This window comes from Marinimicrobium agarilyticum DSM 16975 (assembly GCF_000423345.1).
In the GTDB taxonomy this organism is placed as follows: Bacteria; Pseudomonadota; Gammaproteobacteria; order Pseudomonadales; family Cellvibrionaceae; genus Marinimicrobium; species Marinimicrobium agarilyticum.
Genome location: NZ_AUHU01000005.1, coordinates 60,229 through 74,966, shown reverse-complemented (window position 1 = coordinate 74,966; position 14,738 = coordinate 60,229). Strand labels below are relative to the sequence as shown.

Below are 14,738 nucleotides of genomic sequence, written 5' to 3'. Positions count from 1 at the left end.
ACCTCTCTGCGGGGTATCTGTGTCAATCTCGACTCAGATACCCCACCGTTCAACCCGACTTCAGCAATTTTTCTCTCGATATTGCGCTGAAGACATAGAGTCAGGAAGATACTGATGGATTTCGTTCAAGTAACCCTGCACCATTCGCATCATTTTTCGTCCGTAGGGATGCTCCGTCAGAGGTTTTTCATTACCATTTTCCTCTACAAAAAGGCGAACATCCTCCCGTCGGGAAATCAAAAAACAAAGCAGCTCTTGTTTCTGTTCGACAGTTATGGGGCCGGCGCTTTCCAGGTCCTCCAGCAGCGCATACCCCTCTGTCAAAGGCGATAGTATGGTGACAACCCCAATCTCGAAATCCCAAAGAATATTATCAGTTGTCCTGTAGAAACTTCTTGTCGCAAAGCCAGCTATGAATACAAAGAAGAGGGTCAATATTAGAAGTGGATACTTCAACCAACTAAGCTTATTTGTATGAGTTATAGTCATTATCAACTTCCTGTTCAATCAACGCCAAAGCGCATTTTTTGTAAAACTCCAGCATTTAGCCAGTCAACTTCAAGGCTGAAAAATGAGTGTCACTTCGCTGACTCAAAGTCGTAGCGAAGCGGCAGCTGCCGGCGAATCTCATCCAGAACGTCCATGATTCTGACGGTTTCTTCGACAGGAATGACCGGGCTCTCCCGCAGGCCTTCCCGGATACAGCGGGCCGCCTCCCGAGCCTGATAGACAAACCCGTTCTCGGCGTTCTCGGTGTGGATGGTCTCCTCCCCGGTTAGCTCAGCGCCCTCCAGGTGCTTGACCGTAAAGTCCCCGAGGTTTTGAAAGTGCGGATACTCGATATAACCCCGATCGCCATAGAACGATGCCAGGTGGGGCATTAGCAGGTTGAAGCTGGTATTCACGGTCGCGAGACAACCGGACGGGAAGGACAGCTGATAGGAAGCCACCTCATCCACTCCCGTATCACTGAACCGACAGCTGGCGCCATTTACCGAGGGTACTTCCCCCAGCGCATAACACAACATACTGACCGGGTAGATGCCCATATCCAGGGTGACCCCGCCCGCCAACGCCGGGTCCAACAGCCGCCCCCGGTAATGTTCCGGCGCGACGCCTCCGAAATTCACCGTCGCGACCTTAACCTCGCCAACAGTGCCGTTCTGCAGTGTTTCGCGCAGCTTGATCATGCTCGGCAGGAACCGTGTCCAGATGGCTTCCATCAGGAAGCAGCCCTTGGCTTCTGCCATTTCCTGCAACCGCCGGGCTTCAGTGGCATTCACGGTGAAGGGTTTCTCAACCACCACATGCTTGCCATGTTCAAGGCAAAAGGCGGCGTTGTCCGCATGGAAATTGTGGGTTGTCGCGATGTAGATGACATCCACATCCGCCCGCTCTACCAAAGACGGGTAAGTTTCAGCGGCAATATCGTACTCCCGAGCGAATGCCTCTGCCTTCTCAGCCGTCCTGGAGGCCACCGCCACCAGCTCGCAGCCCTCTTCCAGCCTGATCGCATCAGCCATCTTATGGGCGATAATTCCAGCCCCAATTATGCCCCACCGAACGGTTTGCTCCGCCATTTGCGATACTCCCACTGTAATATCCAAGGTACGAAAGTCGACGCACAGGATAAAGAGTTAAGCAGACCATTTCCATTGCAAGGAGTTCTCCGTGTTAAGGTTTCCATTACGAGGGCAACGAAATCCACGTGAGTACCCTACCAATGGAGGCAACTATGACGACATTGATCATTGGCGCGCACGGCCAGATCGGCCAGTTGTTGATTAAGGCTCTGGTGGCCGAGGGAGAAACGCCTCGGGCCATGGTCCGGGCTGAGGAGCAGGCGAAGGTCGTCAAAGACCTCGGCGCCGAGCCCGCGATTGCGGATTTAGAGGGCAACGTCCAGAGCGCGTTTGAAGGCTGCGACAAGGTGGTGTTTACCGCCGGCTCCGGCGCGAAGACCGGGCCCGACAAGACGATTTTGGTGGATATGTGGGGCGCAATGAAGGCGGTGGACGCCGCCAAGGCGGCCGGTATTTCACAGTTTGTGATGGTCAGTTCGCGCGGGGCCGAGGACCCGGAAAAAGGCCCCGCCAAGATCAAACACTACACGGTGTGCAAGAAGTTGGCGGACGACCATCTACTGCGCAGTGGCCAGCCCTACACCATTTTAAGGCCCGGCCGGCTGACCGACGAGACGGCCGAGCGGACAATCACGACTCAGTGGCCTGACACCGCCGATGAGCAGTGGATTCCTCGAGAAGATGTGGCTCTGGCCATTGCCCACTGCCTGAAAACACCCGTGACTATCGGCAAGGTCTACCCGCTTTTTCACGGGAAACACAGCTTCAGTGATGCCTTGAACTAGGCCGTTGACCATCGTCGGCGCAGGACCGGCCACCACACTAGGGTAAGAGCGACCAATGCACAGCCGGCTTGCGCCATGACAATGCTTTCAAGGGTTTCCGGCAACAAGGTGGAGGCGGTGGACACCGCTCCGGCAATACCGAACTGCATGGCGCCCATCAGTGCGGCGGCGGTGCCGCCATTGCTAGCGAAGTGTTCCATGTAGCAAGCCTGGCAATTCGGTGAAGTGGCACCGACGGCGCCTACCGTCATCATCAGCGCCGGCGCGAACCACAGCAAGCGGGACTCAAATAGCACAATCACCAGCAACAACGCCACTCCCAGGCCCTGCAGCGTGACACCTGCTTTCAACAGTGCTGCCGGTGCGTGAAACCCCAGCAACCAACGGTTGAGCAGCATCACACACCACATGATCAGAATGTTCGCGCCAAACAACAGAGAGAACTGCAGGTTCGTGACCGCGAAGTGCTCTTGATAAACGAACGAGGCGTGAGTAACAAACAGCATCATCACGGAAAACACCGAGGCCTGCAGGCATACGTAACGGATGGCGGAGGGCGTCTTGAGAACGGCCAAATACCGGCGGAACACGGAAATTGGCGCTCCCCGTCCCTTCGGCGTTTCTCCCAACCAGGGGCGCCCTGAAAACAGCGTGCGTTTCGCATTGAGCGCCGCCACAACCCCGTAGGCGGCAATCGCGTAAAAAATGGTAGCCCAGCCACCCCAGTGCATCAGCAGGCTGCCAAAGCTCGGCGCCACAGCGGGCGCAGCGACGGTGATCAGCCCGATCAGGCTGAACAACCGCGCGGCTTCCTTGCCCTGGGTGTGATCTCGTACAAGCGCCGGCACACAGACAATGATCCAGCCCCCACCAAAAGCCTGAACGGCCCGCGCCATCAACAGCCACGTGAGCGTCTGCGCTTGGGCAACGGCCAGACTGCTGATGACGAACAGTGCCAGGCCGCCGAGCATGATTCGCTGGCGACCGAAGCGGTCTGCCAACGGACCGCCGATCAGTTGTCCCAGCGACAGGGCCACCATGTAGATGGAAGCACTGAGAGAAATATCATGCACGGTCACGCCCAGGCTCTCAGCCATGGCGGGGAACGCCGGCAAGTAGGCGTCAAGCGCAAAGGGAGCCACGGCAATACAGCCGGCCAGCGCCAGGGCAAGACGAAAGTGGGACATGAAGTACTCACAACGGAATGGTTGACAAAGTCAACTTTACTCAAGATACTTGACTTTGTCAACTAACAGCACGGAGCTTTGTTATGAGTGAGCTACACACCGACCTCCCGGAAACCATGCGGCAGGTTCTGAGCCAGTTGCGCCGCAACCTTCAGGCCCGACTGGATGAGCAACAACTGGTACTGTCTCTGATTGAGGCGCACATTCTGCATCTGGTGGAGTCCAGGCCAGGGATTACCGCGTTGGAGATTACCCAACAAAGCGGGTATGACAAGGCATTGATTGCCCGCAAAATCAAAGCGCTGGAAGAGGCCGATCGGCTGAATAGGCAACCGGACCCGAACGATCATCGTCGCCACCACCTGCACCTCACCAAGGCCGGCCAGGTGTGCTGCGAAGGCATAGCACAAGCCCGAAAAAAAGCCCACGGAACGGTATTCCGTGGGCTTTCCCGTGACGAGCAGCAACAGCTGAATCAGCTGCTCGGCAAGTGCCTGGAGTGAATCAGTACTGGCGAATCATGTTCCAGCGCTGGTTATTACCACCCGTGCTGTTCCATTGAACAATGTTGCCCCCGTTGGCCGTGCTGAAGTTGTACACGTCCAACACCATGCCGCTCAACACTGACTCAATTTCAACGCCGGTGCCAGCGGCGTTGAGACGCCACTTCTGTCCAGCGCTGCCCCAGTAGTCCCACTGAGCGATATTGGCGCCAGCGGCCGTACTGCCTTCCCAGACATCCATCCCTTTCAGGCTGCCGGCATTGATCAGGCTGTACTGGCCGGCACCCTGATCAACCACATACCACTTCTGATGCAAGCCGCCATTGAAGTCATACTGAACGACGTTGCCACCATTGGCGGTATCGGCCCCCGAGATTTCCAGCGTTTTACCACTGAGCTGTGAGGTAAAACGATAAAGGCCTTCACTGACACCGCCACAGCTGCCGATGGAACTGAAATTGCGGGTCATGTACGGCCAGCCGCCGGAGAAGTTCATGCGCTGGATGTCCAGCTTGGCCGTACCATTTTCGTTCAGGTCGTAATAGTGCATGGAGGTGTAGTTACAACCATCTTGCTTGATGATACCAATATGGCCGGGACCTTTACGGTTGCCGTCCTGATTGGGAATCAGGTTGCGCTCACCGCTGTAGGGCCCAAAAACGCTAGTGGAGCGAGCGACCTGTACCCGGTAGGTACTGTCGACCCCTTGACAGCAGTTGCCGCGGGTAAAGAACAGGTAGTAATAATCACCATTGCGGGTAATGTAAGGCGCTTCGATGGACTGATGTCCACCGCCGTAAATATGCGTCACCGAACTGGCCAGCTTGCCAGTGCTTTGGTTGATTTCCGCAACGCCCAGACCACCAAACCAGGAACCGTAAGACATGTAGACCTTGCCATCGTGGTCACGGAACAGGGCCGCATCGATCGCGTTGATCTCGTCGCTACCACCATAGGACTGAACCACCATGCCCAGGTCCTGCCAGTTCGGGTTTTTCAGAGAGTTGGTGCGAACGACCCCAATCGCAGAGCGAGAGCTGCCAAAGGTGGAGGCGGAGTAGTAAAGGTAATAGTAATCCCCCATCTGGATTGCACCGGGCGCCCAGAAATGACCCTCAAAGCCGGGAACGGCGTCGTTGATCCAGTTGGGCCAGGAGCCGCCGAACACGTCCGCCGGGTTGCCCCAGTTCACCATGTCCGTCGAGCGGGAGTACCAGATGCCATTGCCGGTGGTGAAATGGAAGTAAGTGTCGCCATCTTTCATGATGGTAGCGGGGTCATGGGAGTTCGGAATTCCCGTTACGTCCAACGCGCTGGCGGGCAACGCCAGAAGCCCTAATGCCACGCTTGCAAGCCAGCGACGGCAGTGTTTGATGAAACCAGGAGTCGGGGTAGAGCTGTGAGTCTTATTATGCATAGATCACCTTATTTATTATGCGGCTATACAGTCGTTATGGGGTGTCCTTCAATTTATATCCTATTATCCTATTATTGGACAAGTTTATGGTATCAGCCGAGCCCGACCCTGACCACGGGCCTTAAATACCTATTCCTGATATCAAACACCTAATTTTATTTCGTTTTAAAATTAAAAAAGACGTCTATTCAGGCAATCGCCTCGCCTTTGCGTTGAGCTGGAGAGGAAATACAGGCAAAATCCGCCCTCGAACTACCCGCCCCAATCAGAGTGAATCCCCATGGCCATCAACTGGTTCCCCGGACACATGCACAAAGCCCGCAAGGATATCGCGGAGGTGATGGCGCAGACGGACGTGGTCATTGAAGTGCTGGATGCCCGTATCCCCTACTCCAGCGAGAACCCGCTGATTCCCGCTCTGCGGCGGGACAAACCCTGTATCAAGCTATTGAACAAGGCGGACCTGGCGGATCCGGAGATGACCCAGCAATGGATTCAGCATCTGGAGCGGGAGCAGGGAGTGACGGCCATTCCCGTCACCCAGAAAAATCCGGACGGCATACGCCATCTGCTCGCGCAGATAGACACGGTACTCGCCGACCGCAACCTGTCGGCCCGCAACGCCCAGGCCATGATCATGGGTATCCCCAACGTGGGGAAGTCCACGCTGATCAACATTCTGGCCAACCGGCGCATTGCCAAAACCGGCAATGAAGCCGGCGTGACCAAGTCGCAGCAACGGATCAAACTCGAGAACCGGGTCGTGTTGACCGATACACCGGGGTTCCTGTGGCCCAAACTCAACCCGCCCAGTTGCGGCTTCCGCTTGGCGGCCACGGGCGCCATCAAGGAGAAGGTGTTCGATTACCCGGAGGTGGCCCTGTTTACCGTGGCCTATCTCGGCCAGCAATACCCGCAGGCATTGAAAGCCCGTTACCGGCTGGAGCAGATTGATGAAGATGACCTGACGCTGCTGGAGGACATCGGCCGCGCTCGCGGTACAGTGCGCAAGGGTGGCATGGTCGACCTGGAGAAAGTCTCCGCGCTGCTGATCAGTGAACTTAGAGCCGGCATCCTGGGGCGCATCACGCTGGAGACGCCGGCCATGACCGAGAAGGAAGAAGCCGAAGCCCTGGAAACCGACGCCCGACTGAAAGCCGAAAAGGAAGAAAAAACCCGGCTGCGCCGTCAACGTGCCCGCAAAAATCGTCGCTGAACCCGCTTGCTGGTGCCGTTATCCAGCAGACGGGAGAACGGCGCCAGTTGCGGGACGTTTTCGCACAGAATTTTAAAACTGGCCAGTAGCGGCACTGCCATCAATGCTCCCAGAACGCCCCACAGCCAACCCCAGGCCACCACGGAAACAAACACCGCCGTAGGCGTGACCGCCAACCGGCGTCCAACCACCGTGGGCGTAATCATATGCCCCTCGGCGACAGACAGAGCAATGTAGGCCGCCGGAACCAACAACGCATGGGGCACGCTGTCGAAGGTAGCGATCCCCACCAAGGTCATGATTCCGGCCATCACCGCTGCCCCCACGTACGGAGCAAAGTTAAAGCACGTGGCCATTAATCCCCACAGTATGGCGTTGGGTACGCCCAAAATTTTCATCGCCAGCGCCACGCAGACGCCCAAGGACATATTGATGACGGTAATCGTGGCCAAATAGCGGGAAATGTCTTTGCGGATACGGTAGGCGATTCGGACGATGCGGCGACGGGAGCCGAGATTGGCCCCCAGTTGGGTTGCTTTGCGGAGGAAGAGATCCCCTGAGGCAAGAAAAAAATACGTCAGGAAAACCGTGATAGTCAGACCGGCAATCAAGTTGGGCAGGTTGTCGAGAAGGAAACCTCCGAGCGTGTTCTGTTGCTCTACCTTGACCTCCACAGGGGTCATTTTGTCGTCATCCCCCATGATATAAAACTGGCGAACCTCCTCTGTCACCGCCTGCAGATTGGATAAAGGGCCGCTGAATTCGGTCAGCCTTCCGCGGAAATCTCTGAGTATTTCGGGGATTTCCTGAAGCCACTGTTGAGCGGGTTCAACCAATAGCAAAAACAGAGAGACGATGCTGGAGACAAGCAGGGCAACCAGCAATAACGCTGAAAGAGAAGCGGGAATGTGAAACCGCTGCCCGTACCGAACCAGAGGGGATAATAAGGCGCTCAGCAACCAGGCAAGCGTGATGGGAATCAATACGGCGGACGCCGCGTAAAGCGCTGCAACCAACGCCACGCCCGCCAACACAACCAGTGCCATCAGTTGAAAGTGTTGGACACCAAACTGCGACGAAAACGGTTTGAACATGTGGGGCGCCCGTCCCTAGATCAAAATCAAATCAACAAGTGCGCCCAGAGCTGGCGTGCCAAGCCCGTTAGAGGGAGCGTTTTCAATCGACGGCCCAAAGAGCCACCCCAACGCGCCGATACAACGCCTGCCGCGAAGCAGCCCGCCAGCGCCCAGCCTCCGCTGAGCTTGTTTCCCAACGCGGCGTGACCTTCGCGCCGAAGCTCGCGTGTGACCAGACGCTTATGCTCAATACCGAGCGACAGGGCCTCTACCCTGCGTCGCTGCCGATGGAGAAGTCGAGTCATCATGATGGGTTGGAGTCCCCAGGGTTGGCTGCAGTGTTTTCTTCGGAGGAGGGTTTTTCTGTCTCCTCTTCAGGCACCTCTTCGCGTGCCAGGGAAGAAAACGCTCGTCGGGTTTCGGGAAAACCGATCCAGTGGATCAGGCGCCGGGCTTGCCGGCGCAAGTACCATATCAGGCCAAACTGAGCCACCAGGAGTCCGCCCAAAATCCAGCCCCAATGAACCCCCGATTGCCAGGCGTAAATGCTGGCGGCGCCCAGAAGCAGCACCCAGATCAGCATAGACGCCATTGCCATGTGAAAAATCAACAGCACGATCAGCAGCATGCTCTTCAGGCTCAGGCGCGCTTCGGCCTTGGCCAATGACCAGCGGTCACGCCAAGTTTCACGCACCAGAATCACGACCGCCGTCACAATATCAAGTAGAGAAGACTCTGCCTGTGACGACTGGTCGTGGGTCTGCTGATCCTCGGATGGCTGTTCGGCGTGGGGCTCGCGTTGTTCCTGCTGGCCAGCCTGCATCTATACCCCGCTACCGACGCAGCAGGTTAGCGACCACCACGCCAGCGGCGAACGCGATGCCTGCCGCCATAAGCGGGTTCTCGCGAGCGTAGGTGCGAGCACCGGCTACAGACCCTTCAAGCTGCGCACGCACTTCGTCCTGTTTCTCTGACCAGGACTCCTGCCCTTGCGAAGCCGCGCCGCGCAGACGTTCCTCGGTCTTCGACACCCGTTCAGACAGGCGGTCGATAGCCTCATGGGCAGCGGTTACGGTTTTCTCGGTGAAGGGAGCGCCGTGTTCTGCGCTTTTCTCGGATGTGCGGGTATTGGATGTTGCCATGTCAGCCTCCTTATGGCGTGTTCGCCAGAGATGTGGCAGTCCGGAAACGACGCTTCTTTCCGCCATTTCCGTTTCTGAGAACTACTAAAGACCGCAGGCCTCCAGTAACGTTCCAATGAATAGCTTAACACCTTTTTCGGTATACGTTGAAATACACCGGGGCGCGACGCCAATCCCTGGCGTCATTATCCTCATGACGACCGCCACTCTGTATCGCGGTCGGGAATCATATCGGCCTGATCCATCTCATCACTCAAGCGGCTGCCTTCGGCCGCTCGGGGTTTGGCAAAACGAGCCAGCCCGAGATACACCACCGGGGTCAGGAACAGAGTAAACAGCGCCGCCAAGCCCAGGCCTCCAAAAATGACCCAGCCGATGGCCCAACGAGATTCCGCGCCGGGCCCGGTACTGAGAATCAACGGTAGACCACCGAAAACGGTGGACATCAAGGTCATCGCAATGGGCCGCAAACGCACCATGGCGGCGGTGCGCACCGCACTGTGTACGGAGTGGCCGATGTCACGCAGTTGATCGGCAAACTCGACCAACAGGATACCGTTTTTCGCCATCAGGCCGATCAGCATCACCAGCCCGATCTGGGAGTAGATATTGATACTGGTGCCGGTAATCAGAATCGCCAGAATCGCCGCTGCAATGCCGAAGGGAACGGTGACCATCACGATCAAGGCGCTGGTAAAACTTTCGAACTGCGCACAGAGCACCAGAAACACCACGGCCAAGGCGATGATATAGGTCAGGGCCACTTCGCGAGAGGTTTCATCAAGCGCCAGAGCCTCGCCCTGGAAAATCATGCCAATACCCTGAGGCAGGGTTTCGGCCGCGACAGCCCGAATTTCTTCCACGGCCTTTTCAATCGGGTACCCGCCACGCAGGCGGTACTCGATCTCGATCGAGCGGCGCTGGGCGTTGCGTTCCAACTCAGCGGCAACACTTTCCTCACGCAACGTGACCACACTGGAGAGGGGCAGCAGGGCGCCATTGGCGGAGCTGATGTACAGGTTGGCCAGGTCGTCGGGGCTGCGAATCTGGCCCGTGGCCGACTCGAGTACAATGGGGATTGCTTCGTCTCCAACGCTGAGGTCCACCAGCTCATAGCCGTCCACCATCGCCCTCAGGGTGCTGGATATATCCGCCAGATCCACCCCCAGTTCGGAGGCCCGGCGTCGGTCAATTTCCACCGAGAGTTGTGGTTTGGTGGGGTCGTAATCAATGTCCGGTTCAATGAAGTGATCATGTCGACTCTGAACCTCTTCCATGAATTTGGTCGCGACGTCGTAGATCTCATCATACTCCGAGCCTGTCAACGCCAGTTCGACACTGGAACCATCGCCGCCGCCGCGAATATTCAGGCTGTTGCCCGATCCGACCCAACTTCTGATGCCGGGAATATCGCGCAGCTTTTCCTCAATTTCCAGAGCGATTTCCTGGCGGGTGCGACTACGCTCGTCCCAGTGCGCCAACGGCAACACCATGAGGGAGCGGTTGGGGTCACGCCACCCGATAATGGAAAACGCCAACGCCGCCTCGCCAGACTCCAGAAGTGGTTTAACCACATCGCTCACTTCGTGCATCTGCCGCTCGGTATAGGCCAGGCCAACGCCTTCCGGGCCATCGGAGCCGATATAGATAACACCGCGGTCCTCTTCCGGCAGCAACTCCTTGGGCACAAATTGATAGGAGAAACCCGCCCCTATGGCAACCAGAACCGCGATGCCAAAGGTCAGCCAGGCGCGGCGCAGAGCGGCATCAATCAACCAGGCGTAGAGCTTTTCCAGCCGGGCGCCGATGCGTTGCAGCCGATCCCGAATCGGGTGGGGGGAGCCCGCCGGCTCGGGAGAAATTCGCGCAGCGGCCGCCGGCACCAGCGATAACGCCACGAACGAGGAAATGGCCACCGCCACCGCCAACACAAAACCGAACTCGCGGAACAACCGCCCGGCGGTACTGGGCAAAATGGCGATAGGCACGAACACCGAAATCAACACGGCGGTTGTCGCCACGACCGCAAAAAATACCTGACGGGTTCCCAATACGGCGGCGGCCCGAGCCCCCAGCCCCTGGGCGCGCCGGCGCTGGATGTTTTCCAGTACGACAATCGCGTCATCCACCACCAGGCCGGTGGCCAACACCAAAGCCAACAACGTCAGGATGTTGATGGAAAAACCCATGGCCCAGATGGCCGCCACGGTTCCCACCAGCGCGATGGGAATGGCGAGGCTCGGAACCAGCGTAATTCGCAATGAGCCGATGAACAGCCAGATGATGGCGACCACAATCGCCACGGTCAGCAGCAGGCTGGTAATCACCTCTTTAACGGAGCCTTTGATGAAGGTCGCGTTGTCTTCGGTCACGATCAGCTCGACGTTGGTCAAGCGCTCATCCAGGGGCCCCAGCGCCTCGTGAATGCCATTGGAAATTTCCAACGTGTTGGACTGGGCCTGGCGGATCACTCCCATGGCCACCACCGGCTGGCCATTAAAACGAACCAGAGAATCGGCATCCTGGGGAGAGAAAAACACGCGGGCCACGTCGCCTACCTGGGTATCACCCTGGATGACAATACTGCGCAGCTTTTCCTCGGAAATCGCGGTGGCATCGGCGCGAACCAACAGCTCCTGATCATTGGAGCGGAAACTGCCGCTGGGCACATCGTAGGGCGCGTTGCGCAAGGCGTCGGCCACATCCGAAACCCCCAGGCCAAAACTGGCGAGTCGGGTCGGATCCATCACCACTCGAAGCACACGGTCGGTGCCACCGAATATCTGAACATCCGCCACCCCCTCTACCGAAATCAGCTCGGGGATTACATCCTGCTCGATCAGTCGGGTCAGTTCCGTTCCGGACAGAACATCACTGATAGCGGCAATATTGATAATGGCCTGGGCATCCGGATCGGCTTTGGTCACCGCCAGTTGCTCCACATCCTCCGGCAATTCGCGCTGCACCCGGCTGACCGCTTCGCGCACTTCAGAGGCGGCGTCGTTCAGGTCGATCCCTGGATTGAACTCCAGGTTCATACGGAAGTTGCCTTCCTCACTGTCGGAGCGGATGTTGCGCAAGCCCTCGACTCGGGCGACCGCCCCTTCAACAATGCTGGTCACTTCCGCATCCATGGTTTCCGGAGAGGCACCGGGGTAGTTTCCGTTAACGGACACAAAGGGATAGTCGATGTCCGGTAACTCCCGCACTTCCACCGCGAGAATGGCGGCGACACCTGCAATCGCAATCAGTAGATTGATCACCAGTACCAGAATGGGCCGACGAATACTCAGGCTGGGCAGATCGTTCACATCCGATGCCGGACGTACAGACTTGTCATCACTCACGACTCTTCTCCGACGGTGGTCTCCACGGCGCGTTGTGAGCTGTCGTTATCGCCCAGCTCAGCGTTCAAGACGCGGACATCCATCCCCGCCCTGACGATGTGGACTCCTTCGGTCACAATCGGTGTGCCTTCCGGCAAATCGGCTTCGACCAACACGCCATCGTCGGTGCGCTGCACCACATTGACCGTGACCCGCTTGGCCTGGCCATCTTCGACCGTCCAGACGTAAGCGCCCTCGCCACCCCACTGCAGAGAAATTTCCGGCACTCGCGGGTAGCGGTTGCCACGCAGGCTCAACTGAATTCGAAAACTCATGCCCGGACGCAGGTAGTCGTTGGCATTGTTGACGTGAGCGCGAAGGGTGAAGGTGCGTCGGGTTTCGTCAACGCGGGAACCGATCTCCACGATTTCACCTTCGGCCACTGTGAAACGGTCACTCCAGGTACTGAGCTGAATGCCCTGGCCACGTTCCAACTGGCCCAACAGTAACTCGGGCAACTGAAAGCTCACCAGCAGCGTGTCGCGGTCATCCAGGGTGGCAATGACATCATCGGTAGACACCCAGGCACCGGGGTCGACATCTGTTATGCCGACATAACCGGAAAACGGCGCTTCAATCGTGTGGTAATCCAGCTCTACCTGCGCCCTTTTCAGGGCAATGCGAGCCCGGTCGACCGCACTGGTGGCCTCGTCCATCATGCTCTGGGTCACACCCCCGGCCTCTTGAGAGCGACGATAACGATCCAGCTGACGCTCGGCATCTTTCAGTGCCACTTCCGCCAACTCCACCGCCAGACGTTCATCACGATCGTCCAAACGAACCAGAACCTGCCCTTTCTGAACTTTTTCACCCGTTTCAAAATTGACTTCGGTGACCTCCCCGGTCACCGCCGGGCGTATGTCAACGGACTTCAGCGCCCGAGACGTACCCACCGCTTCAACGAAAGTCTGCTCATAGTGGTAGGTCACCCCTTCGGTCCGCACAGGCTGTTCGCGATCCTCTCCGGGAGCGCCTTGGGGCCCTCCACCGGGTTGTTCTTCGGAGTCAGAACAGGCCACCAACACCACAACGCTCAGTGCCAGGACAGCCCGGATGGAAGGCCTTAAAATCTCATATAACGCCATAGTAAAAGGGTCTCAATCTCGCTCTTGGAAGTCGTTATTCGACGCGGTGGAAATGATTACTATTTGAGAGGGGGCATGGATCACCACACGCATACTCTTTGCCTGCAAAGGCTACTCTAAAATCATACAAATGACGAGACAAGCGCCGCGCCGGGCCAGGCAGTAAATGTAAAGATTGGTTATTCGCCTTAACAGTCAAGTGGATATCTGAGGCAAAGGCCTTTAGGCTCTACCCCACACACCCGTTCCCCTACACACCCATTTCAAAGGAGCGCAAGCAATGGGCCTGTTAGTAAAAGGCAAGTGGCACGACCAGTGGTACGACACCGAGAAGACCGGCGGCGAATTCATTCGAGAGGACGCCCAGTTTCGTCATTGGGTCACCCCCGACGGCAGCGCCGGGCCCAGCGGCGAAGGCGGATTCAAAGCCGAGGCCGGACGCTATCACCTTTACGTTTCCTATGCCTGCCCATGGGCTCACCGCGCCTTGATCTTCCGCTCTCTGTTGGGCCTTGAGGATGTGATAAGCGTGTCGGTGGTACACCCCCATATGCTGGAAAACGGCTGGGAGTTCCGCCAGGATGAGGCGTTCCAGACGCAGGGACCGGAACCCCTCTACGGTTTCGATTGTATGCACCAGGTGTACACCCACGCCCAAAGCGATTACTCCGGCCGAGTGACCGTACCGGTGCTGTGGGACAAACAACGGGAAACCATCGTCAACAATGAGTCAGCGGAAATCATCCGCATGCTGGTGAGCGGCTTCTGGAACCTGGCGAAAACCCCTCGGGATTTTTACCCTCAAGCCTTGCGCGCCGACATCGACGCGGTGAACGAAAAGGTGTACCACAAGATCAACAACGGCGTGTACCGGGCCGGCTTTGCGACCCGACAGGACAAGTACGAAAAGGCCTATCACGCCCTGTTCGATGCCCTGGATGAGGTCGAGGCGATTCTGGACAAGCAGGCGTTTCTGGCCGGAAGCGAGCTGACCGAAGCGGACTGGCGCCTGTTTACCACGCTGATACGGTTCGACTCGGTGTATGTAGGGCACTTCAAGTGCAACCGCAACCGGATTGCCGACTTCCCGAACCTGTCGAATTACCTGCGTCAGTTATATCAGGTGCCGGGCGTGGCGCAGACGGTGCACCTGGACCATATCAAGCACCACTACTACTACAGCCACGATACCATCAACCCGACGCGAGTGGTGCCAGCAGGCCCCCAGTTGGATTTGAACGCGCCGCATAATCGGTAAACTGCCGCTGCGGCGGGTGCGCTTCGCTTACCGCGCCCTACCCGATATTGTCGTAGGGCGTGGTAAGCGAAGCGCACCCGCCGTAAAAATCCGATTGATA

Annotated in this window: 14 protein-coding genes; 4 read left to right on the top strand and 10 right to left on the bottom strand. The window is 57.5% G+C overall.

What is annotated here, in order from left to right:
* Positions 1-60: 60 nt before the first annotated feature.
* Both G547_RS0105560 and G547_RS0105555 read right to left on the bottom strand, forming a co-directional pair.
* A complete protein-coding gene (locus G547_RS0105560; protein WP_027328988.1) occupies positions 61-489 on the bottom strand; it encodes a hypothetical protein in 429 nt (142 codons plus the stop codon).
* An 89-nt stretch (positions 490-578) separates the two neighbouring features.
* Positions 579-1,580: a Gfo/Idh/MocA family protein gene (locus G547_RS0105555; RefSeq protein ID WP_027328987.1), complete on the bottom strand. Its 1,002-nt coding sequence runs from the start codon at positions 1,578-1,580 to the stop codon at positions 579-581.
* 155 nt (positions 1,581-1,735) lie between these two features.
* Between G547_RS0105555 and G547_RS0105550 the strand changes: the two genes are divergently transcribed.
* Positions 1,736-2,368 carry an SDR family oxidoreductase gene (locus G547_RS0105550; RefSeq protein WP_027328986.1) on the top strand — a complete coding sequence of 211 codons (633 nt, stop codon included), beginning with the start codon at positions 1,736-1,738 and terminating at the stop codon, positions 2,366-2,368.
* Here G547_RS0105550 and G547_RS20295 read toward each other — a convergent pair.
* Positions 2,365-3,555: a multidrug effflux MFS transporter gene (locus tag G547_RS20295; RefSeq protein WP_036187374.1), complete on the bottom strand. Its 1,191-nt coding sequence runs from the start codon at positions 3,553-3,555 to the stop codon at positions 2,365-2,367. The two genes, G547_RS0105550 and G547_RS20295, sit on opposite strands and share 4 nt — an antisense overlap.
* A gap of 83 nt (positions 3,556-3,638) precedes the next feature.
* On the opposite strand from G547_RS20295, the gene G547_RS0105540 reads away from it, so the two are divergent.
* Entirely contained in the window at positions 3,639-4,058 is a 420-nt protein-coding gene (locus G547_RS0105540; protein ID WP_027328985.1) for a MarR family winged helix-turn-helix transcriptional regulator, read from the top strand.
* Position 4,059: 1 nt separating this feature from the next.
* On the opposite strand, the gene G547_RS0105535 is transcribed toward G547_RS0105540, so the two are convergent.
* On the bottom strand, positions 4,060-5,475 hold the full coding sequence (locus tag G547_RS0105535; RefSeq protein ID WP_051234894.1) for a family 43 glycosylhydrolase: 1,416 nt from the start codon (positions 5,473-5,475) through the stop codon (positions 4,060-4,062).
* 280 nt (positions 5,476-5,755) lie between these two features.
* On the opposite strand from G547_RS0105535, the gene ylqF reads away from it, so the two are divergent.
* Positions 5,756-6,691: a ribosome biogenesis GTPase YlqF gene (gene ylqF / locus G547_RS0105530; protein ID WP_027328983.1), complete on the top strand. Its 936-nt coding sequence runs from the start codon at positions 5,756-5,758 to the stop codon at positions 6,689-6,691.
* Here ylqF and G547_RS0105525 read toward each other — a convergent pair.
* The 6 genes from G547_RS0105525 to G547_RS20280 all read right to left on the bottom strand — a co-directional run bounded on the left by G547_RS0105525 (position 6,664) and on the right by G547_RS20280 (position 13,380).
* Positions 6,664-7,785 (bottom strand): AI-2E family transporter, encoded by a 1,122-nt coding sequence (locus G547_RS0105525; RefSeq protein WP_027328982.1) that lies wholly within the window; start codon positions 7,783-7,785, stop codon positions 6,664-6,666. The two genes, ylqF and G547_RS0105525, sit on opposite strands and share 28 nt — an antisense overlap.
* 26 nt (positions 7,786-7,811) lie before the next feature.
* On the bottom strand, positions 7,812-8,075 hold the full coding sequence (locus tag G547_RS23350; protein WP_157209801.1) for a hypothetical protein: 264 nt from the start codon (positions 8,073-8,075) through the stop codon (positions 7,812-7,814).
* On the bottom strand, positions 8,072-8,590 hold the full coding sequence (locus tag G547_RS20290; RefSeq protein ID WP_036187371.1) for a hypothetical protein: 519 nt from the start codon (positions 8,588-8,590) through the stop codon (positions 8,072-8,074). Before G547_RS20290 ends, G547_RS23350 begins: the two co-directional genes overlap by 4 nt.
* A 10-nt stretch (positions 8,591-8,600) precedes the next feature.
* Entirely contained in the window at positions 8,601-8,909 is a 309-nt protein-coding gene (locus G547_RS0105515; protein ID WP_027328981.1) for a hypothetical protein, read from the bottom strand.
* A gap of 191 nt (positions 8,910-9,100) precedes the next feature.
* The gene (locus G547_RS20285; protein ID WP_036187367.1) at positions 9,101-12,256 is read right to left on the bottom strand and encodes an efflux RND transporter permease subunit; all 3,156 of its coding nucleotides are present in this window, start codon (positions 12,254-12,256) and stop codon (positions 9,101-9,103) included.
* Entirely contained in the window at positions 12,253-13,380 is a 1,128-nt protein-coding gene (locus tag G547_RS20280) for an efflux RND transporter periplasmic adaptor subunit (RefSeq protein WP_051234892.1), read from the bottom strand. The genes G547_RS20285 and G547_RS20280 overlap by 4 nt, the downstream gene beginning before the upstream one ends.
* 280 nt (positions 13,381-13,660) lie before the next feature.
* Between G547_RS20280 and G547_RS0105500 the strand changes: the two genes are divergently transcribed.
* On the top strand, positions 13,661-14,638 hold the full coding sequence (locus tag G547_RS0105500) for a glutathione S-transferase family protein (RefSeq protein ID WP_027328980.1): 978 nt from the start codon (positions 13,661-13,663) through the stop codon (positions 14,636-14,638).
* Positions 14,639-14,738 lie beyond the last annotated feature (100 nt).